We start from the raw sequence: 19,656 nt of genomic DNA, 5'->3' as shown, positions 1-19,656 counted from the left end.
CCGTTTTTTCGTAGATAGCAGGAGCTTCGTGAGCAACTCCCTCAACGCCTTCAGCCGACGCATCGGTCACACCTTCAGGGATGACGCCCTGTTGGAGCTGGCCATGACCCATCGCAGCTTCGGCGGCCAGAATAACGAACGACTCGAGTTTCTCGGTGACTCCATCGTCAATTTCGTGATCGCAGAAGCGCTCTACCAGCGTTTTCCCCAAGCGCGGGAAGGCCAGCTATCACGGCTGCGTGCCAGGCTGGTACGTGGTCAGACGCTGGCTGAACTGGCCCGGGAGATGTCCTTCGGCGAGTGCCTGCGACTCGGCTCCGGTGAAATGAAGAGCGGCGGTCATCGCCGTGACTCCATCCTCGCCGATGCCGTCGAGGCCGTGCTTGGCGCCATCTACCTGGATGCCGGAATGGATGTGGCACGGACCCGGGTGCTGGCCTGGTACGCCGAACGCCTGGAGGCCATCGACCTGCAGGACACCCAGAAGGACCCCAAGACACGGCTCCAGGAGTTTCTGCAGTCGCGCCAGGTACCCTTGCCTCGCTATGAAGTGGTATCGGTGGAAGGGGAGGCGCATGACCAGACTTTTACCGTGGAGTGTCACATCGAACTGCTAAACGAACACACCCTGGGAATTGGAGCCAGCCGGCGTCATGCTGAACAGCAGGCGGCGGAGATGGCGTTGTCTCAGATCGAGACCCTGGGAGGGCGTGGTAAATGAGCCAAACGTGCGGGTTTGTCGCCATCGTGGGGCGCCCCAATGTGGGCAAGTCCACCTTGATGAACCGAATTCTCGGCCAGAAGATCTCGATCACTTCGCGGCGTCCACAGACCACACGCCACCAGGTCATGGGCATCAAGACCGAAGGTGAGGCGCAGTTTATCTACGTCGATACTCCCGGCATCCACATCATGGCGAAGGATCGCAACAAGGCGATCAATCGCTTCATGAACCAGGCGGCGACCCAGGCCCTGCGTGACGTGGACTGTGTGGTCTTCATCATCGACCGCACCCGCTGGAGCGACGAGGATCAGGTCGTGCTTCAGCGGCTCGAGCACGTTCAGGCACCGGTCATCCTGGCCGTCAACAAGGTCGACCGGCTCGAGGACAAGAGCACGCTGCTGCCATGGCTGGGCGAGGTGGGGGCGCGGCGCGACTTCGCCGCTATCATTCCCATCTCGGCCAAGCACGGCACCAACGTGCCGGAGCTCGAGGCCGAGGTGGCCAAGCACCTTTCCGAAGGTGTTCACCACTTCCCTGAGGACCAGGTTACCAACAAGAGCCAGCGCTTCCTGGCTGCCGAACTGGTGCGGGAAAAGATCATGCGCCAGCTGGGCGACGAGCTGCCCTACCAGGTCACGGTGGAGATCGAGGAGTTTCGCGACGAAGGGCGCGTGGTGCATATCAGCGCCCTGATCCTGGTGGAGCGCTCGGGCCAGAAGAAGATCCTGATCGGCGAGAACGGTGAGCGTATCAAGAGCATCGGTCGCGAGGCGCGCCTGGACATGGAGCGTGCCCTGGATGCCAAGGTAATGCTCAATCTCTGGGTCAAGGTGAAGCGGGGCTGGTCCGATGATGAGCGAGCCTTGAAGAGCCTTGGCTACAACCTCGACTGATGACGATCCATGGTTATGCACGATGAGGCCGGTGTAGCCGCCGGGTGATTGACATGCAGCCGCAGCCGGCCTTCCTGCTTCACAAGCGTCCTTATCGCGAAACCAGCGCCCTGGTCGAACTGCTGACCCTGGAGCACGGACGCGTGCGGGCGGTGGCCCAGGGGGTGCAGCGCCCGGGGTCGCGTTCGCGTGGACGACTTCAACCCTTCGCCGCGCTGCACGTGACCTGGGTGGGAGAGGGCGAACTCAAGCGGCTGAGATTGATGGAAAGCCGTGGCTCCGCAGCGCTATTGGTAGGCGAGGGCTTGCTCTGCGGGCTCTATGCCAACGAGCTGCTGACTCGGACCCTACCGGTGGAACTTCCGGTAGGCGAGGTATTTGCTTTCTATGGTTCGCTGCTTGAGGCTCTGCCTCGACCCGAGGGGCGTGCCGGGTCGCTGCGCCGGCTGGAGATGGCGCTGCTAGACGCTCTGGATGCGGCGCCGCGTTTCACCGAACCTGATGGGCGCGAACTCGATCCTCACTGTCACTACCGTTTCGATCTCACAACGCGTGCCTTTGTCCCCGGCGAACCCGGAATCGATGGTCGTACCCTTCGGCTGCTTGCCGGCGGCGACTGGACCAAGCCCGGCCTTGCCGGTCCCGCCAAGGCGATTACCCGGGCGGCACTGGCGCCCCTGCTGGGAACTCGGCCACTGCGCTCACGCGAGTTGATGCGCCAGCTTGCCCAGCGGCGCCGTGCCGGCCCACACTGATCCCGTTTTTATCGGCTTAGGAGAGAGACCATGCATCCCCCGCGGATCCTGCTCGGCGTCAATATCGATCATATCGCTACCCTGCGTCAGGCACGGGGCACCCGCTATCCCGATCCGGTTCAGGCGGCGCTGCTGGCCGAGGAAGCCGGTGCCGACGGCATCACCGTGCATCTGCGCGAGGATCGGCGGCATATTCAGCCTCGCGATGTGCGCCTGCTGGCCGAGGTCCTTAACACGCGCATGAATCTGGAGATGGCGGTCACCGAGGAGATGCTCGCCCTGGCCGAAGAGATCCGACCCGCCCATGTGTGTCTGGTGCCGGAGAAGCGCGAAGAGCTGACCACGGAGGGTGGACTCGACGTGGTCGGCGCGCTTCCGGCTATCTCCACGGCCTGCCGACGGCTGGCGGCGGCAGGTTGCGAGGTCTCGCTGTTCATCGATCCCGAGCCCAGCCAGATCGAGGCCGCGGTGAAGGCGGGGGCGCCGGTCATCGAACTGCATACGGGGGCCTATGCCGAGCTGGCCGGTGACGCGGCTCGCCGTGAACATGCCCGGCTGGCGGCGGCGGTGGAAATGGCCCTGGAGCTTGGGCTTACGGTCAATGCCGGTCACGGGCTGAACTACCACAATGTCGAGCCCATTGCCGCGATTCCCGGCCTGCATGAGCTCAATATCGGCCATGCCGTTATTGCGCGAGCCCTCTTCGTGGGTCTGAAGGAAGCCGTGGCCGACATGAAGCGCCTGATCATCGCCGGCCAGGAGGCGGGTTTCCTCGCTTCGCTGGAAGAGCACGATCACCACGATCATGGGGAGGGCGATGAAACCGGCTGATCATCCGGGCGTAACCTCGTTTGACGTGTCCTTGGCTTTATTTGTCCTTTGACGAAAAAGCCTCGCTGGCATTGGCCGTACGGGAAGGCTGGTTCTGCTGTTGGGCATGCCAGGCCCGCAGCCGGTCCATCGCCCGGAAGAGATCGTCGATCAACGGCTCGACATCGGTCATGCCCTTCGAGCGCAGCCGGGTTTCCAGGGTCTCCGCCACCAACGCCAACTCCGGCGCCCCGCAGTAGCGGCAGGCGCCGTTCAATGCATGTACCGTATCCAGCAGGGCCTCAGGATCTTCTGTTGACAGGGCCGCCTGCAGCTCCCTGGCACTGGCTGGAAGTGAAACGGCGAGCTCCTGCAGCAGCTCGAGGGCAAGGGATTCACTACCATTGGCCAGGCGAGTGCCAAGGGCCAGGTCAACTACAGCCAGCTCCTCGCTCTGCTCTTCCCGCTCCGCTTTCACCGGCTCTACTTGCCTGAAAGGCGCTGTAATGCGCAAGTGTCGTTGCAGAAGGACTTCAAGGGCATGGCTATCCACCGGCTTGATCAAGACTTCCTGAAGGCCGCTGTTCAGCAACTGCTGCCGGTCATCCTCCAGGGCGTGGGCGGTAACGGCAACCACCGGACAGTGCGTCCAGGAGCCGCCCAGCCGGCGTAGTGCTCGGGTGGTCTCTACTCCATCCATACCCGGCATGCGAATATCCATCAGAACCAGGTCGAAAGGTTCGCTTTCGGCTAGGGCCAGTGCCTCTTCACCGCTACCCGCCTCCTCGATCCAAAGCCCCGGTCGTTGCAGCATATCCTTCAGCAGACGCCGGTTGCTGGCATTATCGTCCACTACCATAAGTCGATTCAGGTTAGGTGCCACAACTACCTCACCACGCAGCGAACCACAGCGTCGCAGGCCTTCGGCCAGCGCCTGGCGAGAGATGGGCTTGCACAACAGCTCGCCACCGGCGGGAAGGGTGAGCTTTGGTAGTTCCAATGGCGTGGCATTCACCAGCAGCAGAACCGGACAGGGGCAGTTGTCCAGCCAGGTTTGCCACTCCTCCAGCACTTTATCGGTCAGTAGGGTGGGGAGTCCGGCCACCATCAGTGCGGGTGCCGGCGATTGAACCGAGGGCTGGGGCACTTCGACCACCTGTGCTCCCCAGCGGGTTAGAAGATGGCTGAGCGCATGGCGGGTAGGGGCGTGTGGCTCGTACAGGGCAATACGTTCGCTGTCGAGTATGCGCTCGGGCAACGACTCCATGCCCCCGATGACATCCAGCGGCAGGCTGAAGGCGAAGATCGAGCCCTTCGTCGGCTCGCTTTCGACCGTGATTCGCCCCCCCATCTGCTCCACCAACTGCCGGCTGATGGCGAGTCCCAGCCCCGAGCCTCCATACTGCCGGGAGTGGCCTGCCGTCGCCTGGCGAAACGCCTGGAACAGGTCCTGCTGCTCCTGAGGAGTCAGCCCGATACCGGTATCGCTGATGCTGACGCGTAGAAGGACCTGATTCTGATGGGAGTGATCCTCCACCATGACCCGTACGATGACTTCTCCCTGCTCGGTGAATTTCAGGGCGTTGTGTACCAGGTTGATCAGAACCTGGCGGATGCGTAGCGGGTCGCCGCGAAGCGGTGAGGGGACGTCGTCATAGACCAGGCCCAGCAGGTGGAGCCCCTTCTGGTGGGCCAGCGGCGCCTGAAGCCCCAGGGCCTCGTCCACCAGAGACACCATATCCACCTCTGCGCGGTCGAGCTCGAGGCGTCCTGCCTCGATGCGCGAGAAATCCAGCACGTCATTGACCAGGGCCAGCAGGTTGTCGCAAGCCACCTGGACCTGATCGAGCCATTCTCGTTGTCGCGCCTCGAGGCGCGAGCGCCCCAGCAGGCGACAGAAGCCGACGATACCGTTGAGCGGGGTGCGAATCTCGTGACTCATGCTGGCCAGGAATTCCGACTTGACTCGGTTGGCCTCCAGGGCGCGCCGATGGGCCAGGTCGAGCTCGATGTTCTTGATCTCGATGGTTTCCATCGACTCCTGCAGGTCGGCGGTGGTCTGCTCGATCTGGCGCTGCATATTGTCCCGAGAGTGTTCGAGACTGTCCCCGAGAGCATTGACCTGATGGGCCAGTTGGCGCAGTTCCGGGGGGCCCTCCTCAGCCAGCCGAGTGTGCAGATCGCCATTGCGCAGGCGTCGCAGTGCGTCGGTGGCACGGTTCAGGTTGCTATCCAGACGCCGTCCCAGCGAGGAGGCGAGCAGGAACAGCAGCAGCCCGAGTAAGAGTAGCCCAAGGCCGGCACTGGCCAGGCGGCGGTAGTGGTCCAGGGCCAGTGCCCGTGAATCGATGTCGATTTCTAACCAGGCGAGCCCTTGAACGATGCCATTCTGCTCGGGCAAGTCGAGGGGCACCATGAGTCGCCACATGTCACCCCGGGTGTCGAGCCGGGTTTCCTGAGGCGTTGCACTGGCAACCTGGGCACGGCTGCGTCCCAGCTCCAGTATCGTCATGCCGGCTTCGGTATAGACACCGACGCCACGGGCTTCTTCGATATCGAGCAGGCGATGAGCCAGTTTGTCCAGATGCGCCTCATCATTGGCTATCAAGGCCTGGGCGAGCGTCGGCGCCTGTAGCTCTGCGGCGGTAGTCAGGCGATCACGCAGTGCCGACTTGCGCCACTCGGATTCCTGATGCAGGCCCAGCGTCACGACGATCATCAATACCAGTAGCGGAAGGCAGAGCAACCATAGCGTCAAGCGGTTTCCGAGCGACATCGGTAATCCTTTATCACGGCACTTCTCAAGTCAGTATGCCACAGCTGCCCGGGATGCCTGTCCAGTGAGAGGCGTCACGGATATAATGCTGAAAAGACCTTTCCATAAGGACGGTTACATGCATTTTCCTACCATTGCGGACGTGGTTGGCAATACGCCCCTGGTGCGGCTCAAGCGTATCACGGCTGGCCGTAATAACACGCTGCTTGCCAAGCTCGAAGGTAACAATCCAGCCGGCTCGGTTAAGGACCGCCCTGCGTTGTCGATGCTCGAACAGGCCGAGCAGCGTGGTGAGATCCAGCCGGGGGACACCTTCGTGGAGGCCACTTCGGGCAACACAGGTATCGCACTGGCCATGGCGGCGGCGATCAAGGGCTACAAGATGGTTCTGATCATGCCGGAAAGCGCCTCCAGCGAGCGCAAGCAGGCCATGGCGGCCTTCGGTGCCAAGCTGATCACCGTCAGCAAGGAAGGCGGCATGGAAGAGGCGCGCGACCTGGCCGAGGCGATGATCGCCCGGGGCGAGGGCAAGCCGCTCAACCAGTTCGCCAACGCCGACAATCCGCTGGCACACTATCTCGGCACCGGTCCTGAACTGTGGGACCAGACCGACGGCACGATTACTCATTTTGTCAGCTCCATGGGGACGACGGGAACCATCATGGGGGTGTCGCGCTACCTCAAGGAGCGCAATCCCGCTATTCAGATCATAGGCCTGCAGCCGGAGGACGGTGCCAGTATCGCCGGTATTCGGCGCTGGCCAAAGGAGTACTTGCCGAGCATCTTTGACGCCTCCCGTGTGGATCGGGTGCTCGACATCGGTCAGCATGAGGCCGAGGAACACATGCGCCGGCTGGCCAGGGAGGAGGGCATCCTGGCAGGCGTCTCTTCCGGGGGGGCTCTGGCAGGGGCGCTGCGTATCGCCGCGGAGGTCGAGAATGCGGTGATCGCCTTCATCGTCTGTGATCGTGGCGATCGCTACCTCTCCACCGGCCTGTTTGCCCCGGAAGCCTGACGTGGCGATGCTTGGCAAGCGACGGCCGTCGCGTCAACGCTCGGGTGTCTCCGGCCTCCAGGGGCGGAGCGAGCCCCCCGTACGGACGACCGACCCCGAGGTGACGGCGGTCACGGTTCAGCGCCTGGCCCATGATGGCCGCGGCGTGGCGCGTTCTGCCAGCGGCAAGACACTGTTCATCGATGGTGCCTTGCCCGGAGAGCGTCTCGAGGTAGCGGTTCACCGTTCGCGCAAGCGGTTCGATGAAGCCCATGTTCGCGAACTCCTCGAAACCTCTCCGGAGCGGGTCGATCCTCCCTGTCCCCACTATGCTCAGTGTGGCGGCTGCGATCTCCAGCATCTGGCCGTGTCAGCCCAACGGCAGCACAAGCAGGCCGTGCTGGCCGACCTTCTGGCTCGAGAGGGCGTCACCCTGCCGACTTCACCCGCCCTGCTGGCAGGCACTGCGTCCGGCTATCGACGCCGTGCCCGGCTGGGCGTGAAGGTCGATGCACAGGAGCGGGTCCACCTGGGTTTTCGCGTCCACCATGCCAGTCGCCTCGTGGATGTGGAGCACTGCCTGGTGCTGGTGAGCGTTCTGGAGGCGCTATTGGTACCGTTGCGCGTACTGCTTGCCCAACTGGAGGCGCCGCGTCAGGTTGGACATCTGGAACTGATCGCCGCCGATGGCGTGACCGCAGTGGTGGTGCGTCAGCTGCGAGACAATCATGCCGACCGCCAGCGCTGGCAGGTGTTCGCCCGTGACCATGGGGTGGCAGTGGGGCGCCTGGTGGGGCGCGACGCGCCCGTGTTCGAGTGGTTGGGCAGTGCGCCCGATCTCGCCTATCGCCTGCCCGGCAGCGGTGGTGATCTCAAGCTGTGCTTCGGCCCCGGCGACTTTCTCCAGGTCAACGAGGCGGTCAATGCGCAGCTGGTCGCAACGATACGGGAATGGCTGGCTCCCACGGCTGGCGAGCGGGTGCTCGACCTCTATGCTGGTGTCGGCAACTTCAGCCTGCCGCTGGCGGCCGACGGCGCCAACGTCACGGCGGTGGAGGGCAATCCCGCCATGGTCGAGCGTCTGGCGGACAACGCCAGGTTTAACGGGTTGCCGGTTGATTCCCGCCAGGCAGACCTGAACCGCGAGGCGGCGGTCGTTGCACTGTTGAAGGGCATAGAGCCCGATGTCGTCGTGCTCGATCCGCCCCGTGATGGTGCGGCAGCGGCCTGCCGTGCCCTGGTGGAACGTCCGGTGGCCCGGCTGGTCTATGTGGCCTGCGACCCCGCCACCCTGGCCCGGGATACGGCACGACTCGTGCATGGGGGTTATCGCATCATCCGTGCGGCGGTAGCCGACATGTTCGTGCATACCTCGCATCTGGAAACCATCCTGCTGTTCGAGCACTGCGAACGGCAGCCACCATCGCAAGGAGCCTAGAGATGGTGAAAGTGCGCGATGACCAGCCATTGACCGATTCGGGTGACGTCGACATCGGCCACTGGCTTGCGCGGTTGCAGGAAGACACCAAGCTGCGTGACCCGGCCGAGATGCAGGAGGCCTGCGAACTTGCCCAGCGTCTGGCCCTTCAGGCAGAGCGCCCCCACAAGTCATGGCTGCCGGAGGCTTCCAGTTTCCGTATGGGGCTCGAGATGGCCGATATTCTAGGTCTGCTCAAGCTTGACCAGCCGGCACTGGAGGCGGCCGTGCTCTATCGGGCTGTACGTGAGGGCCAGATAGGCATCGAGGGTGTGACCAAGCGTTTTGGTAGCGAGGTGTCGGGCTTGATCGAGGGTGTGTTGCAGATGGCCGCCATCAGCAATGCCCAGACTCCGAGCCAGGGCATGGTGCAGCACGACCAGCAGGACAACCTGCGCAAGATGCTGGTCAACATGATCGACGATGTGCGCGTGGCGCTGATCAAGATCGCCGAGCGTACCTGCGCCCTGCGCCAGGCCAAGGATGCCCCTCGGGAAAAGCGCCTGCAGGTAGCCCGCGAGGTATTCGATATCTATGCGCCATTGGCCCATCGCCTGGGCATCGGCCAGGTCAAGTGGGAGCTTGAGGACCTCTCCTTTCGTTACCTGCATGAAGATGACTACAAGACCATCGCACGGCAGCTGGCCGAAAAGCGGCTGGATCGCGATCGCTATATTCATGAGGTTGTCGACACGTTGCAGAGTGTTCTGGAAGCCCAGGGCATCTCTCCCTGCGAAGTTAGCGGCCGTGCCAAGCATATCTATTCGATCTGGCGGAAGATGAAGCGCAAGCGCATCGATTTCTCCCAGGTCAACGATGTACGTGCAGTACGTATCCTGGTGCCGGAGGTAGCCGACTGCTACACCGTGCTGGGCCTGGTACATTCCCGCTGGCGGCACGTGCCCAACGAGTTCGACGACTATATCGCCAATCCCAAGAAGAACGGCTACCAGTCGCTGCATACCGCGGTGTTCGGCCCCGAGAGCAAGGTGCTCGAGATCCAGATCCGTACCTTCGCCATGCACGACGAAGCCGAGCTGGGGGTCTGCGCCCACTGGCGCTACAAGGGGCACGACACCGGCGGCAAGAGCTCCAGCTACGAGGAGAAGATCGCCTGGCTGCGCCAGGTGCTCGAATGGCAGGAGGAGGTCGGCGACTTCAGCGACCTGCGCGAAGGCCTCTCCAGCGACGTGGCTCCGGATCGCATCTACGTCTTCACCCCCGACGGCCACGTCATCGACCTGCCGCGAATCGCCACCCCCATCGACTTTGCCTACCGGGTACATACCGAGGTGGGCCACCGCTGCCGTGGGGCCAAGGTCGATGGACGTATCGTGCCGCTCACCTACAAGCTCAAGACCGGCCAGCAGGTGGAAATCCTCACTGCCAGCAAGGGCGGGCCGAGCCGCGACTGGCTCAACCCCAGCCTGGGGTACGTCCGGACGTCCCGGGCCCGGGCCAAGATCCAGGCCTGGTTCAAGCATCAGGCCCGCGATCAGAACCTCGAGGAGGGCAAGGCGCTGTTCGAGCGGGAAATGAAGCGCCTGGATGTCGAGGACATGGATCTCGACACCCTGGCGCGCAAGGTCAACTACACCACCCCCGACGACATGTACGCCGCGCTGGGGGCCGGCGACCTGCGGGTCGGCCAGGTGCTGCACCAGGCGCAGCAACTGTTCGGCGAGACCGACGACCAGGAGCAGCTCGATCGTCTGCTGGCCAAGCCGCGGCGCGATGCTGGCAGGGGGGGCAGCAGCGATATTACGGTACTGGGGGTGGGCAACCTCAAGACCAGCATGGCCAACTGCTGCCACCCGGTGCCCGGCGAGCCCATTGTCGGCTTCATCACCCAGGGCCGCGGCGTCACGGTGCATCGGCAGGACTGCCCTAATATCCTGCAGCTGCGCGTCGACGAGCCCCAGCGGGTCATCGAAGTGGAGTGGGGCGAGCGGGCGCGTACCCAGTACCCGGTGGATATCGAGATCCAGGCCTGGGATCGCTCCGGCCTGCTGCGCGATGTCACCGGCATACTCAGCCATGACAAGGTCAATGTGCTCTCGGTCAATACGCTCACTGATACCCGTGACGGCATCGCCCGGATGCGAATCACCGTGGAAGTCGACGGCCTGGAAACCCTTGGCCGGCTCTTTTCCCGTATTCAGCAACTCTCCAACGTCATCGAGGTGCAGCGTTTGCGTAGCGGTGCCAAGGGGGCCAAGAGCCAGAGGCCAAAGAACAAGGGGAAGAAGGAATGAGCGAGAGCCGTTACGGCATCGACGATCTGCTCACGCTGATGGCCGTGCTGCGCGATCCGGTAGAGGGCTGCCCCTGGGACATCAAGCAGGACTGGGATTCCATCGTGCCTCATACCCTGGAAGAGGCCTATGAGGTCGCCGATGCCATCGAACGGCGTGCCTTCGGCGAGTTGCCCGGTGAGCTTGGCGATCTGCTGTTCCAGGTGGTCTATTACAGTCGCTTCGGCAAGGAGGAGGAGCGCTTCGATTTTCATGACGTGGTCCACATCCTCACCGACAAGATGCTGCGCCGCCACCCCCATGTCTTTCCCGAGGGCACCTTGGCTTCGCGCCGACCGCCCGGCGTCAGCGCCGAGCAGGTTGAGACGCATTTAGTCAACAGCCGCTGGGAAAGCCTCAAGGCCGAAGAGCGCGACCAGCGTGCCTCCGACGGTTCGGCGAATTCGGTATTAGACGACGTGCCGCGAACCCTGCCGGCGCTGTCACGGGCCGTCAAGCTCTCCAAGCGCGCCGCCCGGGTGGGTTTCGACTGGCCCGACGCCCGTGGTGTGATCGCCAAGATCCGCGAGGAGCTCGAGGAAGTCGAGGAGGCGCTGGCCGAGAATGACACCGTCCATGCGGCCGAGGAGGTGGGCGACCTGCTGTTCGCGGTGTCCAACCTGGCGCGCACCCTCAAGGCAGACCCCGAGCGCTGCCTGCGTGAGACCAATGCCAAGTTCGAGCGCCGCTTCCGCTACGTGGAAGCGGCGCTGAACGCACGGGGCTTGACCACGCGAGATGTCGACCTGGCCACCATGGAGCACTACTGGCAGGAGGCCAAACTGCACGACACCCCCATTTCCGAACTGTCTTCAGGAGACCGGCCATGAGTGACGATCTGCACGAATCGCTGCGTGACAACGTACGCATACTGGGCGATAGCCTGGGCCGGACCATCGCGGACGATCTCGGCGAGGGTTTCGTCGATCGGATCGAGGCCATCCGTGGCTATGCCAAGAGCGGCCGGCAGGGCGATGTCCAGAGCAGCCGTGAACTCATCGAGTACCTCCGCAAGCTGCCCGACCGCGACCTGCTGCCGGTGACCCGGGCCTTCAACCAGTTCCTCAACCTGGCCAATATCGCCGAGCAGCACTATCGCGCCCGCTACCGCCGGGTGGAGGACTACCGACCGGGCAGCCAACCGATGCTGGGGGAGCTGCTGACGCGGGCGAGGCAGGCCGGACATGCCCCGCGCAAGCTGGTGGAGAGCCTCGCCAACATGCGCGTCGAACTGGTGCTTACCGCGCACCCCACCGAGGTCATACGTCGCACCCTGATTCAGAAATACGACGCCATCGACGAGTGCCTGTCGACCATCGAATCCTCCAGCGACTATCCCGAGCGGGCGAGCCGTGCCCGGGGACGGCTCGAGGAGCTGATCAGCCAGGCCTGGCACACCGACGAGATCCGCCATGAGCGGCCGACGCCGGTAGACGAGGCCAAGTGGGGCTTTGCCGTCATCGAGAACTCGCTGTGGCAGGCGGTGCCCGCCTTTCATCGTGACCTGGATACCCTACTGCTGGAGACTGCCGGCGAGCGCCTGCCCCTGGATGCCGCCCCCATCGTCTTTGCCTCCTGGATGGGCGGGGATCGTGATGGCAACCCTAACGTCACCTCTCGGGTCACCCGCGAGGTATTGCTGCTGGGCCGCTGGATGGCGGCGGACCTCTACCTGCGGGACCTGGAGCAGCTCAAGGCCGAGCTCTCCATGTGGAAATCCAACAGTGCGCTGCGCGCCGAAGTGGGTGGCGTCGCCGAGCCCTATCGCGAACTGCTCAAGCGACTGGTGCAACGGGTGGAGGCGACCCGCGACTGGGCCAAGGCGGAACTCGATGGCCGCAGCTTCGAGGGAGGCCCCATCATCGAGAACAGCGATCAGCTCTATGCGCCGCTGCTGACCTGTTATCGCTCGCTGTGCGATGTCGGCCTGGATACCATCGCCAACGGCGCGCTGCTGGATACGCTGCGCCGTGTCGCCATATTCGGCGTCACCCTGACCAAGCTGGACATTCGTCAGGAGGCGAGTCGCCACGCTCTGGTGATGGAGGAGCTGACCGGAGCTCTGGAGCTGGGCCACTACCGCGACTGGAGCGAAGAGCAGCGTCAGGCTTTCCTGCTGGCGGAGCTGGAGTCTCGCCGCCCCCTGATTCCGCGGCGCTGGGAGTGTTCGGCCGAGACACGAGAAGTGCTCGACACCTTTCGCGTCATCGCCAGTGAGCAGTCCGAAGCGCTGGGTACCTACATCATTTCCATGGCGGCGCAGCCCTCTGATGTCTTGACCGTGGCGTTGTTGATGAAGGAGGTAGGGGGCCAGGTGTCGCTGCCCATCGCGCCGCTGTTCGAGACGCTCGATGATCTCAACCGCGCCGGCGATGTGATCGACCGCCTGCTGGCGCTGCCAGGCTACCGGGCGCTAGCCGGTATGACTCAAGAGGTGATGATCGGCTACTCCGATTCGGCCAAGGACGCCGGGCAGCTGGCGGCGGCCTGGGCCCAGTATCGGGCGCAGGAGCGGCTGGTCGAGGTATGCCGCGCCCACGGCGTCTCGCTGACGCTCTTCCACGGTCGTGGCGGTGCCGTCGGCCGCGGCGGTGGTCCGGCGCATGCTGCCATCCTCTCCCAGCCGCCGGGTTCGGTGAACGGCAGTCTTCGCGTTACCGAGCAGGGCGAGATGATTCGCTTCAAGTTCGGCCAGCCCGACATCGCACTGCGCTCCATGGAGATCTATGCTTGTGCGGTGCTCGAGGCCACCCTGCTGCCGCCGCCGTCCCCCGAGCCTCACTGGCGCGAGGAGATGGACAGGTTGGCAGCTATCGCCCACCGGGGCTATGTCAGCGTAGTGCGTGAGAACCCCGACTTTGTGCCCTATTTCCGAGCTGTGACGCCGGAAGGCGCGCTGGGCCGGCTGCCTCTAGGCTCGCGTCCCACCAAGCGACGCCAGGATGGGGGCGTGGAAACCCTGCGCGCAATCCCCTGGATCTTCGCCTGGACCCAGATTCGCCTGATGCTACCGGCATGGCTGGGGAGCGGTGAAGCGTTTTGCACCCGCCTCGAGGAAGAGGGTGGCCTGGAGACGTTGCGCGAGATGCGTGACCAGTGGCCCTTCTTTGGCACCTACCTGGACATGCTCGAGATGCTGCTGGCCAAGGCCGATGTGGCTATCGCCAGCTACTACGAGAGGCGCCTGGTGGATGAGCCGGCGCTGAAGGCGCTGGGCGAGGACCTGCGGGAACGCTTCACCCGCCTGAACGAAGTGTTACTGACGATCCTCGACCAGGAAGAGTTGCTGGAGCAGACGCCGCTGATTCGCCAGGCCATTGCCGTGCGCAACCCCTATATCGACCCCCTACATGGCCTGCAGGCAGAGCTGCTGCAGCGAAACCGCGATGCCGATGGCGCCATCAGCGGTGAGCTCACCCGCGCCTTGATGGTGACCATGGCGGGTATCGCTGCGGGTCTGCGCAATACCGGCTGAGTTTCCGCCGGCAAGGCAGAAACGACATCGCCCGGCCAATAGGTCGGGCGTGTCGAGACGAGAAAGTCAGCCATCGGGCAAATCTTGAGCCACACTAAAGTGTTTCGATGGTCAAGAAGTCACCTGATTACGCATAAGACTCAGCGGGCGCCTGGTGGAGGCCGCCGCGTTGGCGTCGGCAACACCGCCGGGAGTCCTTCGGCCTCCAGTCGTGATCTGAAGATACTCCTACAGGGTGGCAATCGCCTGCCATGGCAGGATGAAGCCGCTGTCGGAGCGCCGCTCCGCGTCGCGACTGGCGCCGATAGGCGCCTCGGCGGAGGTTGAAAGGTTGGTTGTTGTCGTGCATACCGACATGCCCGCCATCAGGGAAAGCCAAAGGGGCAAGGTCGAAGGAAAAGCGTCAGGATAAAGCTAAACGGAAATGCTAGAAGGGATAGTGAATCGAGGCCGTGATCAGATTCATATGGGCCATGCTGGGGGCATCGAACTCCTCGAATTCCAGGCGGCTGATGAGGCGGTTGTGCTGCAGGCGGGCACCGAAGCCATGGACTCGAGCGGTGCCGGCGGTAGCGAACAGCATGTCGTCGCTGCGCGTTACCGGGTCACCCTCCCATTCGGTGAAGCCGGACTTGGCATACAGCCCCAACTGTCCGAGGCGAACGCCGGCCACCAGACTGCCCCCCAAGCTGGTTGTATTGAGGATCATTGGCTGATCGCCGAGGTGTGTCGGTACTTCATCGCTCTCGCGGTAGCTGAATTCGGCACCTAGGTCGAGACGCGGCATGTTCAGCGGTGAGAAACCGGCGGTAAGGCGGAAACCGGAGGTGTAGCCATCCGGCGTTTCCAGGCCCCGCCCTTCCAGTACCACTCCATTGTCGAGATACATGAGCTCGCTGGATTTACCGGCATAGGAAGGCGCTCCGTCAGCCGATACGAGCGGTGACGCAAGGAAAAGCAGTTTGGCTAACAGCGCGACGGCTAGTGTTAAACCCGATTTCATGATCCCTGGCCTTGGCAGGCGGCCTCTACTCTTGCTTTGCTAGGACCCTGCTCAAATAGTGATATCCCTAACAGGCTAGCAGGCCTTGCTTCGTTGTGCCACGCAGGCGATCAACGATCGCTATCAGGGCTTGGCTAGAGCGGCTTCGAGCGCTATGAGGCAGGGCGCCGCTATATCGTGGCGGTTGGCCGCAGCCAGTAGCGGCCCGAGAATGGCCTCTCGTTCTGTGGGACGCCCGGCGAGGACGTCCTGCAGCATGGAAGCGCGGTTATTGGCGGTGCCCGCCACCACCTGCCAGACCAGCTCATTCCAACCCGCCTCCGGGGCCGGGATCTCCTCGGCTGCCATGATGGCGGCGACCTCTTCGATCACCTGATTCACCATCGACCGAAATGGGCGGTCCCGCAGCTGGCCGTTACGAATGCGATAGCGGGCGGTCAGCGGGTTGATGGCGGCATTGATTGCCAGCTTGTGCCAGAGCCGAACGCGGATGTCGTCGACCGCGCTGGCCTGAAGGCCCGTGTCGGTGAGGGTCGCGGCTAGCGCCCGGCAAAGCTCGGGGTAACGGTTATCGAGATCGCCGATATAGGTAAGGCCATGCCCCGCATGTACCACCCGGGTATCGCTTGCGAGCCAGGCGCCCTCGGTGGTGGAGGCACAGAGTACCGGCCCGGTGTGACGCAGGCTCAGGCTGGGTTGAACCTGATAGCCGTTCTGCCACAGCACCAGCGGGGTCGCCGGTGGCAGCTGGGCGGCCACGCTGGCATAGGCGGCCTCGGTGGCGTAGGCCTTGGTCGTCAGGTGCAGGAAGGCGGGCGCCAGTGGCGGTAGCCGGCGGCTGTCGGCCATGGTCAGGCGGTGTATTCGGTGCCCGCCCTCCGGGGTGAGCAGGGCCTGCTCCGGGGGGAGTGGCCTGCGTCCGGCCAGCACCACCGGTTGGCTGCCGGCGAGGTGGAGTGCGAGCAGCCGGCCCAGCGCCCCGGGTCCCACGATCAGGTGTGAAGCGGTCGACATAAGTTGCCATTTCCTCCACGCGTTCGACTCAGGAGATTACCATGGTCCTGGCATAGGAAACGCCCTCGAGACCTGGCATTCAACGGGTGTGTCGCTTGCGAGGTGACGCGGTGCCGTTCCTGCTGCGGCGGGGCTTGCCGCTGCCCTTGCCCCGGCGCGATGCTGCTGCCGGCCCTGTCTCGCCCTTGGCCTCGGCCATGGCGCTGCGCAGCCGTCCGGCATCGGCGCTGGCCAGCAGCGCTTGCAGGTCGGCGATCAGCGAGGCCATGAAGGGGGCGGGGTCGGCGTCCTGCTCGGCGATGGCGCCCAGCCGCTGTTCCCACAGCGCGGTGCGCTCGGGGCGGGAGGCTGCCTCGGGTAGCGAAGCGATCAGGCCGCTGCCCAGCCGCGTGGCGCGCAGTGCCTTGTTGCAACGGACCAGATAGCCCCGTTCCAGCAGCGTCTCGATGATGCCGGCACGTGTCGCCTCGGTGCCGAGGCCGTCGTGCTCGCGCAGCGTGCGGCGAACGGCCGGGTCGTCGACGTAGCGGGCGATATTCATCATCGCCTTGATCAGGCTGGCATCGGTGAAGGGCTCCGGGGGGCGGGTCTCGCGATCCTCGACGGCACAGTCCGTTACCCGACAGGCTTCTCCTTCGCTGAGCGGCGGCAGCGGCGGCGCCTCATCGCGGGTAGTAAACAGCGGCTTCCAGCCGGGCTGCAGCAGCACCTGCCCGCTGGCCCGAAAGCGCTCGTCGAGAATCACGAACTCGGCCTTTACCTCGCGGGTCTCCAGGGCAGGGTAGAACTGTGCGAGGACATTGCGGGCTATCAACCGGAAGACATCGGCCTCGGCCTTCTCCAGCCGCCCCAGGTCCGCCGGCTTGCCGGTGGGTGACAGGGCGTGGTGGGCACCCACCTTCTTGTCGTTCCAGGCCTTGGAGCGCAGCGTGAAGTCTGCTCCGGCAAACCACTGCTGCAGCGTGGCGTCACTGTGACAGGCGCTCTCCAGGGTGCGGCGTGCCTGCGCAAGATGATCCTCGGGCAGATAGCGACAGTCGGAGCGCGGGTAGGTGATCAGCTTGTGGCGCTCATAGAGTCGCTGGCAGATATCCAGCACCCCCTTGGCCGAGAGCCCGAAGCGGCGGGCGGCGTCCACCTGCAGCGCCGAGAGCGAATAGGGCAGCGGGGCGGCCTGGCGCTTCTGGCGAGCGTCGAGGGAGGCCAGGTGGCCCTCGGCACCGGGCAGGCGAGCGGCCAGGGCCTCGGCGGGGGGGCGTTCGAGCAGCCGCCCCTGCTCGTCCAGTCGATGCGTCTCGGCAGGCTGCCACCAGGCGCGTAGCTGCCCACCGGAGACGGCGATATCGACCCACAGCACATGGAAGGGGTAGGGGACGAAGTCGCGGATTTCCGCGTCGCGGCGGACCACCAGCCCCAGTACAGGCGTCTGAACGCGGCCGACGGAGAGCACCCCATCGTGGCCGGCCTGTCGTCCGGTCAAGGTCCAGGCCCGCGTGAGGTTGATACCGTAGAGCCAGTCGGCCCGGGCCCGGGACTCGGCGGCTCGATACAGCGCGTGATAGCGGCTGTTGTCCTCCAGGCGGGTCAGGGCGCGCGCTACCGCCGGACGGTTGAGGTCGCTGACCAGCAGGCGCGATACCGGGCCCTTCCAGCCCAGGTGCTCGATGACTTCCTGTACCAGCAACTGCCCCTCCCGGTCGGGATCGCCCGCATGCACCACCTCGCGCGCGCTCTTCAGTAGTCGACGGATCGCCGCCAGCTGTCCCCGGGCCTTGGGGCGGGGGGCGAGCTTCCAGCGCTCGGGAAGGATCGGCAGGTGGTCGAGCCGCCATTGCTTGTAGGCGGGGTCGTAGGCGTCGGGCGGCGCCTGCTCCAGCAGGTGCCCAAGACACCAGGTGACTACGGTGTCGCCGGCGTGCAGGGCGCCCTCTTCACGACGTGTGCTGCCCGGCAGGGCGTCGGCGATGGCCCGGGCGAGGCTGGGTTTTTCGGCAATGATCAGTCGCATGTCGGCGCCACAGGAATTCAAGGTATGGATATTCTTACAGTAATGGAGGTTGTCCGCCAGATCTCGACCCGATTTATCGTTGTACAATTCCTGTATCATTGATCCGGCGCTTCGAGCTTAACGTTTCGAGGCAACCTTTTCGAGACAGCAAAAGGAGAGTGGCGATATGCGCGAACGCGGAAGAACACGACGTCTGCTGGGGCTTGGTGCCCGCACGGGTGGCGCCGTGATTCGCACGCGTCTCGGCGGCCAGGCCGACTGGCGCGCGCTGGGCGAAGCGCTGTTCGAGGGACTCTCCGAGCTGAAGGGGCCGGCGATGAAGCTGGCGCAGATCATGGCACAGTGGGACGATCTGCTGCCGCCGGATCTTGTCGACGAACTGGCGCGTTTGCAGCGTCAAGCCGAGCCCATGCCCTGGGAGGGCATCCGGCGCACCCTGGTCGAGCAGTACGGCGATCCGGATACGCTCTTTCGCGAGATCGAGCAGCGCCCCTTCGCCAGCGCGTCCATGGGTCAGGTACACCGGGCAGTCACCCATGACGGTGAAACGTTGGTGCTCAAGGTGCAGTACCCGGGGCTGCCCGAGATCCTTGAGGGCGATCTGGCGCAGGTGCGGCGCATGATGCGGCTAGGACGCTGGCTCAAGGTCCCCCAGGCACGGCTCGATGCGCTGTTCGAAGAGCTGGCCGCCGGCCTGCGCAATGAGCTGGACTATCAGGCCGAGGCACGTGCCCTGGCGCGCTACCGGGAACGCTATGCGCATCTCGACGGCCTGGTGATTCCCGAGCCGCTCCCCGAGCTTTCCGGTCCCCGGGTGTTGGCCATGCGCCACGTGGCAGGCACGCCCCTGCGTGAACTGGAGGCGGGAGACGATGCCACTCGCCAGCGAATCGCCACGACGCTGGCTGACTGGGTCACCGAAGAGCTGTTCACCCACCGCGAGCTGCATGCCGACCCCCATGCCGGCAACTTCGCTGCCGATGAGCAGGGGCGACTGGTGATCTATGACCTGGGGGCGGTGATACCGGTCTCCGATGCTCATCTCAAGGCGATGATGGCGCTGCTCGATGCTGCCCTGGCCAACGACCCCATGGCCATGGACGATGCCCTGCGACAGCTTGGCGGACGTCAGGGGCAGGGAGCGCCCCTGGCGCTGTATCGCGAGGCTGCCGAGGCGGTGGCGCCGCTGTTCGAGCCGGGCGAGCAGGATTTCGCCGACGTGCGGATGCATCGCCAGTTACGGGATCTCAGCCCCAAGGTGTGGGCGGCCATGGACAGGCTTCAGCCCCCGGCAGACATCCTGCTCCTGTCACGCACCCTGAACGGCCACTACTGGAATCTCGTGCGTCTCGGTGCAAGGCTGGACATGGATGCTCGTACCCGGCCATTACTGGAGTGGGCGCGGGGCTGAAGAGAATGGCCCAATGGCTTCC

At 64.4% G+C, this 19,656-nt stretch carries 14 protein-coding genes; 10 read left to right on the top strand and 4 right to left on the bottom strand.

What is annotated here, in order from left to right:
* Positions 1 to 28 precede the first annotated feature (28 nt).
* Genes rnc through pdxJ form a run of 4 tightly spaced genes read left to right on the top strand, consistent with a single transcriptional unit; the run spans position 29 to position 3,203 of the window.
* Positions 29 to 721, top strand: a complete 693-nt coding sequence (gene rnc, locus KZO25_RS13080; protein WP_066448540.1) for a ribonuclease III — start codon at positions 29 to 31, stop codon at positions 719 to 721.
* Positions 718 to 1,617: a GTPase Era gene (gene era, locus KZO25_RS13075; protein ID WP_066448536.1), complete on the top strand. Its 900-nt coding sequence runs from the start codon at positions 718 to 720 to the stop codon at positions 1,615 to 1,617. The genes rnc and era overlap by 4 nt, the downstream gene beginning before the upstream one ends.
* A gap of 53 nt (positions 1,618 to 1,670) precedes the next feature.
* Complete coding sequence (gene recO / locus KZO25_RS13070) at positions 1,671 to 2,372, top strand: DNA repair protein RecO (RefSeq protein ID WP_223137295.1); 702 nt, start codon at positions 1,671 to 1,673, stop codon at positions 2,370 to 2,372.
* Between the two features lie 30 nt (positions 2,373 to 2,402).
* Positions 2,403 to 3,203, top strand: coding sequence for a pyridoxine 5'-phosphate synthase (gene pdxJ / locus KZO25_RS13065; RefSeq protein WP_223137294.1), 801 nt, complete (start codon positions 2,403 to 2,405; stop codon positions 3,201 to 3,203).
* A gap of 37 nt (positions 3,204 to 3,240) precedes the next feature.
* On the opposite strand, the gene KZO25_RS13060 is transcribed toward pdxJ, so the two are convergent.
* Positions 3,241 to 5,958 (bottom strand): ATP-binding protein, encoded by a 2,718-nt coding sequence (locus KZO25_RS13060; protein ID WP_223137293.1) that lies wholly within the window; start codon positions 5,956 to 5,958, stop codon positions 3,241 to 3,243.
* A gap of 118 nt (positions 5,959 to 6,076) precedes the next feature.
* Here KZO25_RS13060 and cysM point away from each other — a divergent pair, with 118 nt between their 5' ends.
* From cysM to ppc, 5 genes are read left to right on the top strand one after another with little or no spacing between them, the layout of a single operon-like run.
* Entirely contained in the window at positions 6,077 to 6,973 is an 897-nt protein-coding gene (cysM, locus tag KZO25_RS13055) for a cysteine synthase CysM (RefSeq protein WP_066448761.1), read from the top strand.
* Position 6,974: 1 nt separating this feature from the next.
* Complete coding sequence (locus KZO25_RS13050) at positions 6,975 to 8,390, top strand: TRAM domain-containing protein (RefSeq protein ID WP_223137292.1); 1,416 nt, start codon at positions 6,975 to 6,977, stop codon at positions 8,388 to 8,390.
* 2 nt (positions 8,391 to 8,392) lie between these two features.
* Positions 8,393 to 10,684: a GTP diphosphokinase gene (gene relA / locus KZO25_RS13045; RefSeq protein ID WP_223137291.1), complete on the top strand. Its 2,292-nt coding sequence runs from the start codon at positions 8,393 to 8,395 to the stop codon at positions 10,682 to 10,684.
* On the top strand, positions 10,681 to 11,553 hold the full coding sequence (gene mazG, locus KZO25_RS13040; RefSeq protein ID WP_223137290.1) for a nucleoside triphosphate pyrophosphohydrolase: 873 nt from the start codon (positions 10,681 to 10,683) through the stop codon (positions 11,551 to 11,553). Before relA ends, mazG begins: the two co-directional genes overlap by 4 nt.
* Positions 11,550 to 14,198, top strand: coding sequence for a phosphoenolpyruvate carboxylase (gene ppc, locus KZO25_RS13035; RefSeq protein WP_223137289.1), 2,649 nt, complete (start codon positions 11,550 to 11,552; stop codon positions 14,196 to 14,198). The genes mazG and ppc overlap by 4 nt, the downstream gene beginning before the upstream one ends.
* Positions 14,199 to 14,625: 427 nt before the next feature.
* On the opposite strand, the gene KZO25_RS13030 is transcribed toward ppc, so the two are convergent.
* From KZO25_RS13030 to KZO25_RS13020, 3 genes are all read right to left on the bottom strand, one after another.
* Complete coding sequence (locus KZO25_RS13030; RefSeq protein ID WP_262489000.1) at positions 14,626 to 15,087, bottom strand: hypothetical protein; 462 nt, start codon at positions 15,085 to 15,087, stop codon at positions 14,626 to 14,628.
* Between the two features lie 237 nt (positions 15,088 to 15,324).
* Positions 15,325 to 16,215: a ketopantoate reductase family protein gene (locus KZO25_RS13025; RefSeq protein ID WP_223137287.1), complete on the bottom strand. Its 891-nt coding sequence runs from the start codon at positions 16,213 to 16,215 to the stop codon at positions 15,325 to 15,327.
* 79 nt (positions 16,216 to 16,294) lie between these two features.
* Positions 16,295 to 18,223, bottom strand: coding sequence for a DNA topoisomerase III (locus tag KZO25_RS13020; protein WP_223137286.1), 1,929 nt, complete (start codon positions 18,221 to 18,223; stop codon positions 16,295 to 16,297).
* Between the two features lie 166 nt (positions 18,224 to 18,389).
* On the opposite strand from KZO25_RS13020, the gene KZO25_RS13015 reads away from it, so the two are divergent.
* On the top strand, positions 18,390 to 19,634 hold the full coding sequence (locus tag KZO25_RS13015; RefSeq protein ID WP_066446692.1) for an ABC1 kinase family protein: 1,245 nt from the start codon (positions 18,390 to 18,392) through the stop codon (positions 19,632 to 19,634).
* Positions 19,635 to 19,656: the final 22 nt, after the last annotated feature.

Origin of the sequence: Halomonas sp. ANAO-440 (assembly GCF_019915905.1) — a bacterium.
Classification (GTDB): Bacteria; Pseudomonadota; Gammaproteobacteria; order Pseudomonadales; family Halomonadaceae; genus Halomonas; species Halomonas chromatireducens.
The sequence above is the reverse complement of the archived record's forward strand: the minus strand, read 5'-3'. Positions and strand labels throughout refer to the sequence as shown.